Source organism: Thalassospira sp. HF15 (assembly GCF_011806525.1).
GTDB lineage: Bacteria > Pseudomonadota > Alphaproteobacteria > Rhodospirillales > Thalassospiraceae > Thalassospira.
Map to the genome: position 1 here is coordinate 360975 of NZ_JAAVKI010000002.1, position 14442 is coordinate 375416.

At 55.9% G+C, this 14442-nt stretch carries 17 protein-coding genes; 7 read left to right on the forward strand and 10 right to left on the reverse strand.

Going from position 1 to position 14442, the window contains the following annotated elements:
- The first annotated feature begins 22 nt into the window (after positions 1-22).
- Together HED22_RS05205 and HED22_RS05210 are read left to right on the forward strand one after the other, a co-directional pair.
- Positions 23-319 (forward strand): phosphoribosylpyrophosphate synthetase, encoded by a 297-nt coding sequence (locus tag HED22_RS05205; protein WP_167719838.1) that lies wholly within the window; start codon positions 23-25, stop codon positions 317-319.
- A gap of 131 nt (positions 320-450) precedes the next feature.
- The gene (locus HED22_RS05210; RefSeq protein WP_167719840.1) at positions 451-1050 is read left to right on the forward strand and encodes a class I SAM-dependent methyltransferase; all 600 of its coding nucleotides are present in this window, start codon (positions 451-453) and stop codon (positions 1048-1050) included.
- 180 nt (positions 1051-1230) lie between these two features.
- On the opposite strand, the gene HED22_RS05215 is transcribed toward HED22_RS05210, so the two are convergent.
- The 3 genes from HED22_RS05215 to HED22_RS05225 form a co-directional block, all read right to left on the reverse strand.
- The gene (locus HED22_RS05215) at positions 1231-1632 is read right to left on the reverse strand and encodes a VOC family protein (protein ID WP_167719842.1); all 402 of its coding nucleotides are present in this window, start codon (positions 1630-1632) and stop codon (positions 1231-1233) included.
- Between the two features lie 273 nt (positions 1633-1905).
- Positions 1906-2892 carry an aldo/keto reductase gene (locus HED22_RS05220; protein ID WP_167719844.1) on the reverse strand — a complete coding sequence of 329 codons (987 nt, stop codon included), beginning with the start codon at positions 2890-2892 and terminating at the stop codon, positions 1906-1908.
- A gap of 13 nt (positions 2893-2905) precedes the next feature.
- Positions 2906-3682 (reverse strand): SDR family NAD(P)-dependent oxidoreductase, encoded by a 777-nt coding sequence (locus HED22_RS05225; protein WP_167719846.1) that lies wholly within the window; start codon positions 3680-3682, stop codon positions 2906-2908.
- Between the two features lie 126 nt (positions 3683-3808).
- Between HED22_RS05225 and HED22_RS05230 the strand changes: the two genes are divergently transcribed.
- On the forward strand, positions 3809-4723 hold the full coding sequence (locus HED22_RS05230; protein ID WP_167719848.1) for a LysR family transcriptional regulator: 915 nt from the start codon (positions 3809-3811) through the stop codon (positions 4721-4723).
- Positions 4724-4884: 161 nt separating this feature from the next.
- Here the strand turns inward: HED22_RS05230 and HED22_RS05235 are convergent, their stop codons facing one another.
- Positions 4885-5472, reverse strand: coding sequence for a TetR/AcrR family transcriptional regulator (locus HED22_RS05235; RefSeq protein WP_167719850.1), 588 nt, complete (start codon positions 5470-5472; stop codon positions 4885-4887).
- Positions 5473-5558: 86 nt separating this feature from the next.
- On the opposite strand from HED22_RS05235, the gene HED22_RS05240 reads away from it, so the two are divergent.
- Positions 5559-5990 carry a DUF4345 domain-containing protein gene (locus HED22_RS05240; RefSeq protein WP_167719852.1) on the forward strand — a complete coding sequence of 144 codons (432 nt, stop codon included), beginning with the start codon at positions 5559-5561 and terminating at the stop codon, positions 5988-5990.
- A gap of 2 nt (positions 5991-5992) precedes the next feature.
- Here the strand turns inward: HED22_RS05240 and HED22_RS05245 are convergent, their stop codons facing one another.
- The 5 genes from HED22_RS05245 to HED22_RS05265 form a co-directional block, all read right to left on the reverse strand.
- Positions 5993-7504, reverse strand: coding sequence for a YifB family Mg chelatase-like AAA ATPase (locus HED22_RS05245; RefSeq protein WP_167719854.1), 1512 nt, complete (start codon positions 7502-7504; stop codon positions 5993-5995).
- A 105-nt stretch (positions 7505-7609) separates the two neighbouring features.
- Positions 7610-8092 carry a GNAT family N-acetyltransferase gene (locus HED22_RS05250; RefSeq protein ID WP_167719856.1) on the reverse strand — a complete coding sequence of 161 codons (483 nt, stop codon included), beginning with the start codon at positions 8090-8092 and terminating at the stop codon, positions 7610-7612.
- 120 nt (positions 8093-8212) lie between these two features.
- Entirely contained in the window at positions 8213-8449 is a 237-nt protein-coding gene (locus HED22_RS05255) for a hypothetical protein (RefSeq protein ID WP_167719858.1), read from the reverse strand.
- Between the two features lie 84 nt (positions 8450-8533).
- The gene (locus HED22_RS05260; RefSeq protein WP_167719860.1) at positions 8534-9163 is read right to left on the reverse strand and encodes a glutathione S-transferase N-terminal domain-containing protein; all 630 of its coding nucleotides are present in this window, start codon (positions 9161-9163) and stop codon (positions 8534-8536) included.
- Positions 9164-9214: 51 nt separating this feature from the next.
- Positions 9215-10672 carry an alkaline phosphatase D family protein gene (locus HED22_RS05265; protein ID WP_167719862.1) on the reverse strand — a complete coding sequence of 486 codons (1458 nt, stop codon included), beginning with the start codon at positions 10670-10672 and terminating at the stop codon, positions 9215-9217.
- A gap of 213 nt (positions 10673-10885) precedes the next feature.
- On the opposite strand from HED22_RS05265, the gene HED22_RS05270 reads away from it, so the two are divergent.
- Entirely contained in the window at positions 10886-11179 is a 294-nt protein-coding gene (locus HED22_RS05270) for a cupin domain-containing protein (RefSeq protein WP_167719864.1), read from the forward strand.
- Between the two features lie 90 nt (positions 11180-11269).
- Here HED22_RS05270 and gshB read toward each other — a convergent pair whose 3' ends face one another.
- Positions 11270-12214, reverse strand: coding sequence for a glutathione synthase (gene gshB / locus HED22_RS05275; RefSeq protein ID WP_167719865.1), 945 nt, complete (start codon positions 12212-12214; stop codon positions 11270-11272).
- 236 nt (positions 12215-12450) lie between these two features.
- Between gshB and HED22_RS05280 the strand changes: the two genes are divergently transcribed.
- Together HED22_RS05280 and HED22_RS05285 are read left to right on the forward strand one after the other, a co-directional pair.
- On the forward strand, positions 12451-13155 hold the full coding sequence (locus tag HED22_RS05280; RefSeq protein ID WP_167719867.1) for an outer membrane lipoprotein carrier protein LolA: 705 nt from the start codon (positions 12451-12453) through the stop codon (positions 13153-13155).
- Between the two features lie 511 nt (positions 13156-13666).
- Positions 13667-14344, forward strand: coding sequence for an EI24 domain-containing protein (locus HED22_RS05285; RefSeq protein ID WP_167719869.1), 678 nt, complete (start codon positions 13667-13669; stop codon positions 14342-14344).
- Positions 14345-14442: the final 98 nt, after the last annotated feature.

The window sequence follows — 14442 nt, forward strand, 5'->3', positions numbered from 1 at the left end:
TTTTTGATCGAGGAGGCCCGCAATGAACTTGGCTGATCTTCAGGCAAACGCCAAAGAACACGGTTTTGAACATCATTTCATGGCAGAAGAAGACGGTGTGCGCAGCGACGGCACCGGCAAGCTTTACAGCCCTGATGAACTGCGCCTTGTCCATTCCAACAGCACCGACCACGGTACCGATCCGGGTGACGAGGCAACGCTGTTCATGATCGAGGCCAATGACGGCACCAAGGGTGTGATCATCATGGCAGATGCGTTTCACGCCGATCCGCAAAAGGCCGAAATCATCGATATCCTGCGCCGCAAACGCGCGGCCTGATCGTTTGAAAAATGCCACCTCGGAGATATCCGGGGTGGCATTTCGCAAAATGAACACAAACATGCACCTGTAGCGACATAAAAGGCAGGCAGGGTGATGCCGCTTTCCTCGCAACCAAGACAGGCCATTCGATGTCGGATTTTTTGCCGTTTATTCGTGCCTGGGTCACAGACCCCAGAAAAGTATCAGCCATCTCGCCCTCAAGCCCGGCACTGGCAAGGCTGATCACATCGGAAGTCACCGCCCAAAGCACCCCGGTTCTGGAACTCGGACCGGGGACAGGTGTGTTTACGCGCGCACTTCTCGATCGCGGCATCAATCAGAATGACCTCACATTGATCGAGGCCGGACCGGATTTCTCCCGCCTGCTGTCAAAACGCTATCCCAAGGCCCGCATTCTGCAAATGGACGCCTGCCGACTGGGCCATAAGGGCCTGTTTGGACCCGGCGAACTGGCACGTGCCATAAGCGGCCTGCCATTGCTGTCGATGAAGCCACGCCAGATCATGGGGATATTGTCGGGCAGTTTTGAATATCTGCGTGACGACGGCGCATTTTACCAGTTCACCTATGGCCCGCGCTGCCCAGTGCCGGAGGCCATCCTTGCCCGCCTTGATCTGCAGGCGACCCGCATCGGAACGACCGTGCGCAACATGCCCCCCTCGTCGGTTTACAAAATCGAACGCAAAGGCCGCCTACAACTTCGCAAGGAAGTCCGCAAAACCGGGTGAATCGGATTTTAGCGCTGATCAACATTTGCCGGGTATTCAGTGCTTCGGCGATATGGGCCTGCTTAACTGCGACACCGGAGCATCCTAAAGAGCATCCAAGCTAAGGCCAACATCACCTTTACTGCAGGATTGCCACTCACAAAAGTTATGCAGCGGGCACGGCACGCACTGAGCTTGTTCTTATCCCCGACCGGCGAACCTGCCTTTAGCTTCTTCCGTCGCCGGCATGTAGAACGATACCGCATTGCCTTCCGGATCTCGGAACTGGAAGGTTTTGTTGCCCCAGGGCATGGTTTTGAGTTCATGCACGAGTGGGACACTATCCTTCAGGCGCATATATTCCGCATCAATATCATCAACTTGAAACTCACTGAAAACCGTGCGGTTGGCACCCGGCTCCGCACTGTTTTCTCGCCAAAGCGGCACTGTCTCCACCGAACCGATCGCAAGGACGGCGCCGGGCATGACAAGTTCGGCAAAAACCGGCGCTGGCCACTGTGCCGTTACGCCAGTGATCCTTTCATAGAAGGCAACCATATTCTTTATATCGCCAGCGATGATGCGGATGGATGCGAGTTTCATGGACAGCTCCTGCAGCGGTAGCTCATTTGCCACCTATTGAAATTCCTTGGCTTTGTCTCTCACACTGCTGTTGCCAGCATTATGTCAGCAGTTGTCACCATGTGCTCAAAGCCACCGTCTTTTTCAGCTCATTCAAGTTTTACGGCTTAGAGCCTGCGGGTAACGGGCGGCACGGCTCTGCTTCGTCTTCCAAAAACACAAAAAAAGGGGTACCAACTTCGTGGTACCCCTTTATCTGCATCATCGCGCTTCAAAGCCGACGGAAACGTTTGATCACCACAAATGATGGACGTGCGGGGCGATGCGCTGCTCATAGATGGTGCGCAGTTCGCCGATCACTTCTGAGGGCAGGGGTGCAACATCACTTGCCGCCGCATTCGCCGCTGCCTGCTCTGCATTCTTGGCCCCCGGGATCACAACACCAACGGCCTCTTCCATCAAAATCCAGCGCAGGGCGAACTGCGCCATGGTGATGTTTTCCGGAACCAGCCGACGGATTTCTTCGACCGCTTCAAGCGCAACATCAAATGGCACACCGGCGAATGTTTCGCCCTTGTCAAACGCCTCGCCGTTGCGGTTGAACGCACGGTGGTCGTCTGCGGCAAAGGCGGTATCCTTGGTCATCTTGCCGGTCAAAAGGCCCGATGCCAGCGGCACACGGACGATAACCCCGACATTTTTCGCCTTCGCCTCGCGGAAGAAAAGACCGGACGGGCGTTGGCGGAAGATGTTGTAAATGATCTGAACCGACGCCACACCGGGATATTCGATGGCTTTGAGGCCTTCTTCGACCTTTTCGACCGAAACACCGTAATTACGGATTTTCCCGTCGGTGACCATGTCTTCCATCACCTCGAACACATCCGGGCGATAGAAAACCTCTGTCGGCGGGCAATGAAGCTGGACAAGATCAAGACAATCGGTTGCAAGGTTCTTTAGGCTGCGTTCAACAAATGCGGTCAGGTTCTGCTTGTTGTACCCAGCAGACACATGCGGATCCAAACGACGCCCGGCCTTGGTTGCGATGAACGGGCGTTCGCCACCGCGTTCCTTCATGACATCGGCGATGATTTTTTCCGACCGGCCATCACCGTAAACATCTGCGGTATCAATAAATGTCGTGCCGTTATCAAGTGCGGCATGCAGGGCTGCACGCGCGTCAGCTTCCGAAACATCGCCCCACGCGCCACCAATGGCCCAGGCACCGAAACCGACTTCGGATACCGTGCGCCCTGTCTTACCGAATTTTCTGTAGTTCATATCGAATTCCTTCCTAAGGCATTAACTGGCCGCCATTGACCTCGATGATCTGGCCGGTGATGTAGCCCGCCATAACGTTCGAGGCGAGAAACAGGAACGCCCCGACACATTCATCGGGGCGACCCACGCGGCCCATCGGTACTGTTGCACTTTGCGCGGCAAGAACATCAGGCGGTGTATAGCGGTCGTGAAACGGCGTCTGGATCAGACCCGGCGAAACGGCATTCACGCGAATGCCGTCTGCGACAAATTCCTTGGCCTGTCCGCGTGTCAGGCTGCTGACAAAGGACTTGGCCGCAGCATACAGCACAGCACCACCGCCGCCACCATTGCGCGCGGCAATCGATGTCGTGTTCACCACAAAGCCGTTTTCTGCCGCTTTGAGGTACGGATACGCCGCAACAGTGGCTTCCCAGACCGATTTGCCATTCAGGGCAAAGACACGGTCAAGATGATCAGCCTCGACCTCGGTCGTCGGCACACGCCCAAGCATGCCACCGGCATTGTTGATCAGGCCATCCAGCCCGCCCAGCATCCGGGCGGCTTCCCTGACAACATTCGCAGGCGTGCCCGATACACTCATATCGCCCTGAACCACGAAGACATGCTCGGGAAACTCTGCCTGAAGGGCAAGTGCTGCATCACGGCTTTCATTATAGTGAAGCGCGACCTTGGCACGCTGTGCGGCAAATCCCCTGACAATCTCGGCCCCGATCCCGGTGGATCCACCGGTGACCAAAACACGGCGCGACATCAGGTCTGGAATCCTGATTGCCTGAATATCACTCATCGCATTCCTCCGGCTGAATTGTCTGACTTGGGTTAGGGTCCTGGCCCTGAGATTACTTGTTGCACGGCCCGGCGTGGTGTGGTTTTTCATGAACTGGAATCATCCACAAAGTGAATAGAGTTCAACTTGACTGGAATCGACCGCGCAGAGTTTGCCGACCTACGCCTGTTCCTGGCGATTGTCCGCCGCCAGAGCTTCAAGGCGGCGGCCATTGAGTTCGGGCTTTCGCCGTCGGCCGCCAGTCATGCGATCCGTCGTCTGGAAAGCCGCCTTGGGGTCAAGCTGATCAATCGCACCACGCGGGCGATCGTGGCAACCGAACTGGGCCAGGACCTTGCCACCAAGCTTGCCGAGGGCTTTGACAAACTCGATGAAGCCCTGCAGACGCTGGATGCCCCCGGTGCTGCCAGCTTTGGCGAGGTCCGCATCAACGCCTTTTCTGATGCAGCACACCTTCTCATCGCCCCTGCACTGCCAGAATTTGCCAAGACCTTTCCCGATGTCAGCCTGAGCATTATTGTTGAAAACCGGCCAATTGATATCGTCGCAGAAGGATATGATGCCGGTATTCGCTACGGGCATCTGGTCCCTGAAGACATGGTTGCCGTCGCACTAAGCGGACCGCAGCGCTGGGTCGTCGCCGGTGCACCGGATTATCTTGCACAGCACGGAAAACCCGATACCCCCGAAGACCTGCGCAATCACACATGCCTGCAACTTCTTCTCGGCGATAATTCGCCTTTTCCATGGGAACTTGGCACCGGGCCGGATCAGAAAAGCTATCGCGTGCCCGGCCACATCACCATTCAGGACACAGCAACCACGATCTCGGCCACCAAGGCCGGGCTTGGACTGGCATATTTGCTGGAATCGCGTATTGCCGATGAGCTTGCCAGCGGACAGCTTGAAATCGTGCTGGAAGACTATGCATCATCTGATGATCCCTTCCATATGTATTACAGCAGCCGCCACAACAATCATCCGGGCTTGCGCGGCCTGATCAACATCATCCGCAAACAGAACGGCCTGTCGCGCATATGATCCCGGATCAGATCCCGAGTGCCGGCAATGACGGTATTTCTTCGCCGCCACTGCTGCCGAGGATCTGGGTGAGACGGCCCTGATGCCCTCCCATGTTGGCAAACTCAACATTTCCAACCCTTCGTGGAAAGAATCTGGCGTTGCCTTCGGGCTTGATTGCCTCAGGCGGCAACGAACAGTTTCACGGCCATTGCCTTGGCGTGATCAACGAACTGGCGCTGCGACCAGCCACAGGTCTGCGTCAACTGCTCCCACGTCTGCACGGATAGCAGCGACGATAAAAGATCGGTGGCCTCGGTCGCGCTATAATCGGCGGACAAATCGCCATCTCCTTCCAGCGCCCGTATTGCGGCTTCAAACCCTTGTCGCAAGCCGCGCATGCGGTCCGCCCAGGCCAGCTTGGCCGCATCGTCACTGTCCTGCATCGCAATCAGGGCGCGGGCAACCCCGTGAATTTCGGGGATGTAATTTCCCCATGCCTCAACAAAGGCGGCCAGCCTTTCGACACCCGTATTTGCGGTGCGACTGGCCCGTAGGCGGGCATCGACATCCTTGACCTCATCGACATGGCGCGTGGTCGCCACCAGGAGTTCGGCACGCGTCGGAAAGTGCAGATAGACCGCCTGACGGCTGATTCCTGCGGCTTTGGCGATGTCGCTCATACGGACTTCTTTGCCCTGATGGGCTTCAAGAAGCTCCCAGGCAGCGTTGAGGATGCGGGTTCTGGTTTCGGCGTTATCTCTTGACATGATGTAAAGTAACCTGTACTTGACACCATGTCAATTGACACGGCGTCAAGTTGACAACGCCAAACGCTCTCACGTCGGAGGTCAGGATGAATACGAATTCGCAACGAAATGATATGCCGTCCCGCGCCACACGGGTCCTGTTGGCCGTGTCCGGTGCCATTGCGGTCATTATCGGAGGCGGGCTTACGTTTGTACCCGCACAGTTTCAGGCATCTGCAGGGGTCGTCCTCGGCCCTGATATCAACCTGCTGAGCGAGGTTCGCGCGCCGTGCGGCTTTCTTCTGGCTGCGGGCATCATGATCCTGCTTGGCGCTTTCCGACGCCAGATGGTGCAGCTGTCTCTCATGCTCGCAAGCCTGCTCTATCTTTCTTACGCTGCTGCACGTCTTGTCGGCATCATGATGGACGGCATGCCAAACAGCGCCATTCTCACCGCCCTTGGCGTTGAAGTCGTCCTTGGATGTCTCTGCCTGGCCGTACTGGCGAACACGCGTCGCCGGGTCCTTGCTCCGGCCTGAGCCTAACGGCGATAAACCATCTGTCGGTAATTCAGGGCCTCGGCAATATGAATGCGTTTGACCGCGCTACTTCCCGCCAGATCGGCAATCGTGCGCGCGACCCGCAGAATCCGGTGGTACCCGCGGGCTGACAGCTTCATCTGACGTGCTGCATCCTGCAGCAATCCGCGCCCGTCAGGTTCAAGGGCAGCTGCCTCTTGCAGGACTTCACCATCGGCCAGTGCATTGGTTGATATGTTTTCGTTTTTATATCGCAACATTTGCAACTCGCGGGCCAGAAACACCCGTTCGCGCACCGCCTGACTGGTTTCACCCTTGCTGGGTAAATCAAGGTCTTCGGGCTTGACCGCCGGCACTTCGATCTGGATGTCAAACCGGTCCAGAAGCGGCCCCGAAAGCCGTGCCTGATATTCCTCGCCGCATCTGGGCGCGCGGGTACAGGCCAGCTCGTTATCCCCCAGATAGCCACACCGGCACGGGTTCATCGCTGCAACCAGTTGTACGCGTGCCGGATAGGTCACATGCGCATTGGCCCGCGCGACCGATACCTGCCCGGTTTCCAAGGGTTGGCGCAGCGCATCAAGCACATTGCGCTGAAATTCCGGCAATTCATCCAAAAACAAGACGCCATTATGGGCCAGCGATATCTCACCCGGCCTGACCCGATGACCACCGCCAACAAGGGCTGGCATCGAGGCTGAGTGATGCGGTTGCCGGAACGGGCGCGTTCGGATCAACCCGCCTTCGGGTAGCATTCCGGATACGGAATGAATGACCGTGGTTTCCAGTGCCTGTCTGGCATCAAGATCGGGCAAAATGCCCGGCAAACGCGCGGCCAGCATGGATTTCCCCGATCCTGGCGGCCCGGACATCAGCAGGTTATGTCCGCCAGCAGCCGCAATCTCCAGCGCGCGCTTGGCACTTTCCTGCCCCTTGATATCGCGCAGATCGCCGTGGAAATCATTGATCTCGTCCGCGTCACGCCGGACCGGGCGCGGCAGAATTTGCGTGCCTTTGAAATGATTGATCAGGGTCACCAGGCTGGGGGCGGCGAGGATTTCCAAATCACCGGCCCAAAGGGCCTCCGCCCCATTGGCCTCGGGGCAAATAACACCGCATTCCTGCATCCCGGCTTCCATCGCGGCAGGCAACACCCCGCCCACCTTGGTGATACTGCCATCAAGCCCCAACTCACCGAGTACGAGAAACCGCTCGATATCGTCATGGCCGATGACATCCATCTCGACCAGAATACCCAGCGCAATCGGCAGATCGAAATGCGATCCTTCCTTGAGCAAATCCGCCGGGGCCAGATTAATCGTGATCCGCTTGGGCGGCAGGGCCAACCCCATGGCTGAAAGCGCGGAACGCACCCGTTCACGCGCCTCGGACACTGCCTTGTCGGGAAGCCCCACCACGGTAAAGGCCGGCAGGCCACTTGCCATCTGCACCTGAACATCGACCGGTATGGTTTCAATCCCGGCAAAGGCAACCGTCATCACCCGCGCTGTCATAGACCCCCGCAAACAAAACCAATGGTTGTTTATCTTGGCCGCTTACGAAGATTTTCGCAACGCATGGTTTAATATCAGGGGATTAGGGATGCGGATTCCGACCCGTCAGGATGTTAGAACGCGAAAGCGCGAAAATATTTCGTTTTCGTAATTAACAGTTCTCTCAAAGACCGCGCCGATCCGCCTCAGTGCCGCAAGCTTGGTGCGGGTGGGCGGCAACAGGAAGGTAACGGACGCAATACGGGGATCACATCGGGCGAAATCAAGCGCCTTGCGGGTAATCGCCATGCCAAGCCCGAAGCATTCCGGGCGCAGCACCAGCCCATAATCCCAGTCATCGCCTTCCTTTTGAAATCCACCCCAGCCGACATATTCCCGATCATGGAAAATCGCCCAGTGCCCCAGACCATCCCGCTGCCAACAGGCTTGCTTGGCAGCAACAAAACGATCGGCATCCGCCCGATCCCAGGGATGGCTGAGCAACGGCATATGTTGCACCATGCGCGGATCAGACATATGGGCAATCAGGGTCGCAGGTGCGATATCATCAAGCTGACCAAACGAAATTGCATCGTCTATGGGTTTCATCGGGGCAAAACCATCTGGTGTAATAAAAAAGGCGCAAGAACCATCGGTTCATAGCGCCCTTCATCACCGACTTTGTCAATTAAGCACACCGGCTGCACCCATCACATTTGCGATAGCGGTTTAGTCCGAAGACCCGGTATCGCTTTCACGTGGCGGCAGAAATTCCTTGCGGCACGGCACGGCAACCTCATCAACCACGGTCCAGCCGAAATTGCGGAACTTGCCGAAGCTCGCCTTTTTCATGGTGATGCCACTTTCCTTGTGCTTGCGCACTTCGCCTGGATCTTCGCCCTCGATCCGTTCGGCGCGCGCCCACGCACGTTCGCGCATCGCTTTGGTGATGGTTGGTTCGGTCATGTCTGGCTTTCGCAGTTCAATCAGTAAAAAGGCGCGATAGCACGTCTGACGACGTTTGTCGCACCTAATCGACGGGCTGACTGATCAGTCATCATCATGGGGCAGGTGGAAGGTGGTCTCGGTAAAGCATTCGCGTTCGGACATGATCGCCATCCAGTCACGTACGCGCACCGGAATATCAAACCGGCGGTCCGGCCAGCGGAAATCAATATAATAAAGCGCCACCAGAACCGACCAGGTGCCAAGATGGGGATCCTCGGTCCGCAGGCTCGGCAGACCTTCAAGAATGGCTTCGATGCCAGAGGTAATGGCTTGTGCCTGTCGTTCCATTACGTTTTCGCAACGTTCACTCTCTTCACGATTTGAATCGGCATACAGGCGCGCGGTCGCCACCATCATGCCATCCGCCAGGCCCTGCCATTTAAGAGCACTCAGGCGGCCTGGACCGCTTTCGGGGATGACGCCTTCGGAAATGCCCTGGGATTTGGCAAGCTGATCGAGATAGTCACAGATCACAGCAGATTCAAAAACCGCCATGCCGTCTTCAAGAATCAGGGTCGGGACTTTCGATAGTGGATTGTGAGCCCGCAGCGCTTCATCCGTCCAGGGATCAATCAGAATCTCGTTGATCTGTTTTTCCAGACCAAGTTCACGCAAGATAACCCGCACCTTGCGCGAAAAGGGTGAAGTTGGCGCGTAATAAAGCTGCATCATAATCCAAAGCCCCTTGCCATCAGCACATATCCCGTTGGCACATGAACGCCGTCAAACACGTAAATCCGGCGTCCAGCCGATATCCTCGAGATGCCATTTGGCATGCCAGTTGGTGTCGCTGCGTAACAGTGTAAGGTAATTTCGCGCCGCACAATAGGTACCTTTGCGTTCCGGCAGCGGTTTTAACTTTGTCGGCCGATCCGGAAGCGGATTGTCGCCAATCCATGCCAAAAGGCCCAAGCCCCGTGCAAAGGCCTTTGGCGGAGCGGTGTGCGAAATACCCGATGCCACCAGCTGATGGATGGTTTTCCCCCTGGTTTCAAAGGTTCCGCGGGTGGCAACATGGATTTCGCCAGACAGCAGGGTGATCTCGTGGTCATGCTCGTTGGCGATCGCTTCGATCAGTTCAAGGAAGCGGCACCATTCGCGCCGGTGCCAGCGGCTTTGCCACTGATCACGCAGGTCATCCTCGTATTTCTGCGCCTTGGGCAAAAGGTGCATCATCATCTCGACCAATGACAATCTGGGCCCGATTACCGGCACGCTCGACATCAGTAAAATACGATTGCCATCGGGCACGGACTCCAGACATTGCGGCAAATCCCGCCAGCCATGCTCCCCCATCACCGCATTCGGGGTACGTTCGGATCGCAGATCGGGCGCGATGATGCTGACACCGGGGAAATCAGTCCGCCAGGCAAGGCTTTTGCCATCGCGATCCAGCACCATGTCAGGCAGATCCCCCGGCGCACAGCACAGCTGCATCAGGCAAAAGGCCTCGCGCGCGCAGTCAAACATGCCCTTGGCCACCGCTGTTCCCTGAAACCACTTCTTGTGACTGCCCCAGCCATCAAAGATGTCGTGGTCATCCCACATCATCAGCGACGGCACACGTGCCAGCATGTGGCCGATTTGCGGCTGGCCATAGATCGCCAGATAGTGATCAAGATAGAATTTCAGAACCGCGTCACGCATGACATCGGAAAAGGCGGTTGCCATGCGTTCCCGCCGTCCGGCCTTGTCCCACTTGATGATATCAGGATGGCATTCCCATACCCCATCGGCATAGATCTGATCGCCACCATGCAGCAGCAGGGAAAACGGCTGTTTGGCATGTTCCCGGCCCAGATCGGTCCACAGCGCATTGCGGTCTTCAAGCGGCCGGTCCAGATCGCCGTCTTCCTGACCATTGCACGAGACAAACCCGATGCGGAGATCTTTGCTCAGATCGGTGCAAACGTCATATGTTTCGGTTCCGAAACTATAACTGGATGTCGTGTTTGCCGGCAGATCAAAGTCAAACCGCCAATAGGTCCGACCGAACAGGTTTGCCAGTTTCACCGGCGCAATGACGTCACTGCCATGCGCCCGCAGCTCCGGGATTTCAACATCCTCATCGGCAACCACAAGGGCGGCGAGCTTTGCTGTTTCTGCATCCGCGCCCCGGGCAAACAGGTATGGTCCGAAAAGATCCTGGTCAGTGATTGTTTTCGCCTGGGTGATGGTCATGCGCCTGTCATACCTGCCAATTTTGTCCTTAAATCATACGTTTGATCGCGGTTTTGGTTCCCTCAGGGTCATGACATGCGACCCATCCCGACGATTAAAAACAATTGGGTCGGGAATATCGAATAAAAACGACTTCCAAGGCGAGAGATTGATTAAATACCCGAATGCGTTAGTGTTTTCGGGTCTTAACACGCCACACACAGGAAAAGCCCCATGACAACACAGCGCCCCAAAGCAATTCCCACCGTTCAGGTCGATGATGACACATTTCGGGTCACCGAATGGCATTTTCCGCCGGGATCGGAAACGGGTGATCATGTCCATGGCATGGATTACGTCGTCGTGCCGATGACCACCGGAACCCTGACCATTGTTAACGATGACGGCACAACGTTTCCGTCGGAAATGACCGCCGGGAAATCCTATTCCCGCAAGACCGGCGTAGCGCATAACGTCATCAACGATAATGACTTCGCCATCACCTTTGTCGAGATCGAAGCCAAATAAGCCTCGCACACCAAGCAGGGTTAAAAGCAAAACGGGCAGGTGTTGATCACCTGCCCGTTGTCATTTTCCGGCGCTTAGGTAAAGCACCGACTAGCCAAGGCGTTTATCAATGGCGTCCCAGATCAGGCCTTCGAGCTTGGAACCATCAAAACGGTTGATCTCCTGAAGACCCGTAGGCGAGGTGACGTTGATTTCCGTCATGTAATCGCCAATCACGTCGATCCCGACAAAGATCAGATCGCGTTTCTTGAGCTCCGGGCCGATACGCTCGCAAATTTCGCGTTCGCGCGGGGTCAGCATCGATTTCTCGGCAACACCGCCGACATGCATGTTTGAACGCGCCTCACCCTCGGCCGGAACGCGGTTGATTGCGCCAACCGGTTCGCCATCGACCAGAATGATGCGTTTGTCACCCTTGCGCACATCGGGCAGATAGGCCTGCACCATCAGCGGTTCACGCGATTGGGCGGCAAACAGTTCAAGCAGGGAATTCAGGTTTTCATCACCGGGTTTGAGGTGGAAGACACCCGCCCCGCCATTGCCAAACAGCGGCTTGACGATGATGTCCTTGTATTCCTCGCGGAAATCCTTGATGCGCGCGCCCGACCGGGTGATCAGGGTCGGCGGCATCAGATCGGGAAATTCGGTGACAAAGATCTTTTCCGGCGCATTGCGGACATGGCCCGGATGGTTAACCACAAAGGTTTCCGGGTGGATCGCCTCAAGCAAATGGGTCGCCGTGATGTAATTCATGTCGAACGGCGGATCCTGACGCATCAGGATGACATCGGTTTCACGCGCCAGATCAATCACGCGCGGGGCCCCCAGATCATGGTGATTGCCATGCTCATACCGCAGCGTCATCGGACGGACTTCCGCCTTGATCCGACCGCGGTCATAGAACATGTCATCGGGATGATAATGCAAAAGTTCATATCCGCGCGCCTGGGCTTCAAGGCCCATGACAAAGGTGGAGTCCCCCTTGATGTCGATTGACTCAATCGGGTCCATCTGGATGGCGACGATACGGCTCATTATAAAGCGTTCTCCTTATAGACCGTCGATCAAGCCGTCTGTTTAATCCGCAAATATGGCCCAAACCGGCCAAATAAGGTCATTTGCGGGCATGGCTTGACCCGGCTGGCCTTCCCGGCCAAATGATGCGATATGTATTTCGCGTAATAGATGGCACGATTTTTATCATTCGCCATTCACCTTCTGCAATCGCGATGATTGCGATCAATAAATTGTGACGATACCCGGTAAGGCATATGACCCGTTTGACCCAAGACCCGAAGACCCGCTGGAAATCCCTTGGCATGATTGGCAAGAAAGCCCGCGCCGTTGTGGCTGCCGGTGTCCTTGCCACCGCCATCGGTCTTGGTGCCGTTACCAGTCTGACCCTGTTGCCCGGCACCGCGCATGCGCAGTCAAACGATCAGATCAGCCCCGAGATGGTCAAAAAGATCGAAAACTATCTGGCCGGGATCACCACCCTGACGGCCGATTTCGTTCAGATTTCATCAGACGGTGGTGCTGCCGAGGGCAAACTGTTCATGGAACGCCCGGGCAAGATGCGGTTTGAATATAACCCGCCGGCGCAAATCCTGCTGGTCTCGACCGGGCATGATTTCATCTATTATGACAAGGAAATCAACGCGCCGACCTATTTCGACATTGATGAAACCCCGGCTGGCATCATTCTGGCCGAAAACATCTCGCTGACCGACAAGGTCAAGATTGTCGATTATCGCCGCACGGCCGAAACCATTCGTGTCGAACTGGTGCGTAAAACCGATCCCGGTGCCGGAAGCGTGACCCTGGTCTTTTCCGAAAAGCCGATGCAGCTCCGCCAATGGATCGTCACCGACCCGACCGGGATCGAGACCACCGTGACCCTGTTTAACGCCAAGGCTGGCATGAAACTTGATCCCGAACTGTTCAAGTTTGAACGCGTCTGGCCCGAGCGCGGCTAAGCAGGCAGCAAAATTTTTTCCATTCGCTTTTTGACCGGCATCGCCCGACCATAAGCAGCTGTTGGATCAAGATTATTTTCTGATTCAAATGCTTGGCCTGTCCATTGGCGTTATTGGGATTTCGTAATGAAATGCCAGCCGGTCTGCAATCATTCTGAAGTAACAAAATTTGTGCCTGTTTCGGGCTTCAACCCATGGCAGCGGGCCGGATCGCTTCCTATATGTGAGTCTGTCACAAGGTTCCCCTAAACGACGGGAACCCCGTGTGAGGAAAAGGTTTCCCCTACCTTTCCTCACGCTCCAGATTATCGGAGCGCTGGCGTCCGGTTCTCCCCCCTGGCCGGACGCCTTTTTTTTGCCTAATGCCTGCGATAGGTGTTCGATGATTGGGAATTCCACAAAGCCACCTGATGATTTCACAGGCTGTTAATTTTAATTGCCTAGGAATGTCAGGCATGATTCCCTTGCGGGGACAAACTCGACACACGACAGTACAGGACCGACGCCTTCTATGATCAATGACTTTATGAAATCCGTTGCGCAGTTTTCCGACCCGCGTTTTCGCAAAGTCGTGCTGATCGGTGTTGCTGGCGCGCTGGCCACCATTGTCGCGCTCTGGGTGCTGATCTGGTTCGGGCTGAATTCCATCACCTTCTTTACCGATGGCGGCTGGCTTGAAACCGCCGTCGACTGGGTTCTGGGCATTGGTTTGACCTTGCTGGTGCTTTTGCTGTTTCCCGCAGCCACGGTTCTGATTTCAAGCCTTTTGCTTGATCAGATTGCCGACGCGGTCGAAGACAAGCATTATCCGACCCTGCCAGACACCCGCCCGCAGCCGATCATCGAAGCGCTGATCAGCGGTCTTAAATTCGCACTCACCGCACTTGCGCTTAACATTTTGATATTGCCGCTTCTTCTGGCCGGGCCGCTTTATGTCGTCGCGTTTTACGGCATGAATGGCTATCTTTTGTCGCGCGAATATTTTGAACTGGTTGCCGCACGCCGCTATGATGCGCGAACGGTTGAAGCCATTCGCAAAAGCCGCCAGAACAAGCTCTGGATCGCAGGGGTGGGCCTGACATTCTTGATGACTATTCCGGTTGTCAATCTGGTCGCGCCAATCATCGCCACCGCGTTCATGGTCCATTATTCTGTGCGTCTTGGAACCTATGTGCCCGAAACCGTATAACCGGCGATCGCAAGGCCATATCAACCCGACCAACACCGAAACTGCAACTTTAAGGATCTGGTCATCCCATGTTTGGAAAGAAAAAAGCCAATAAAACA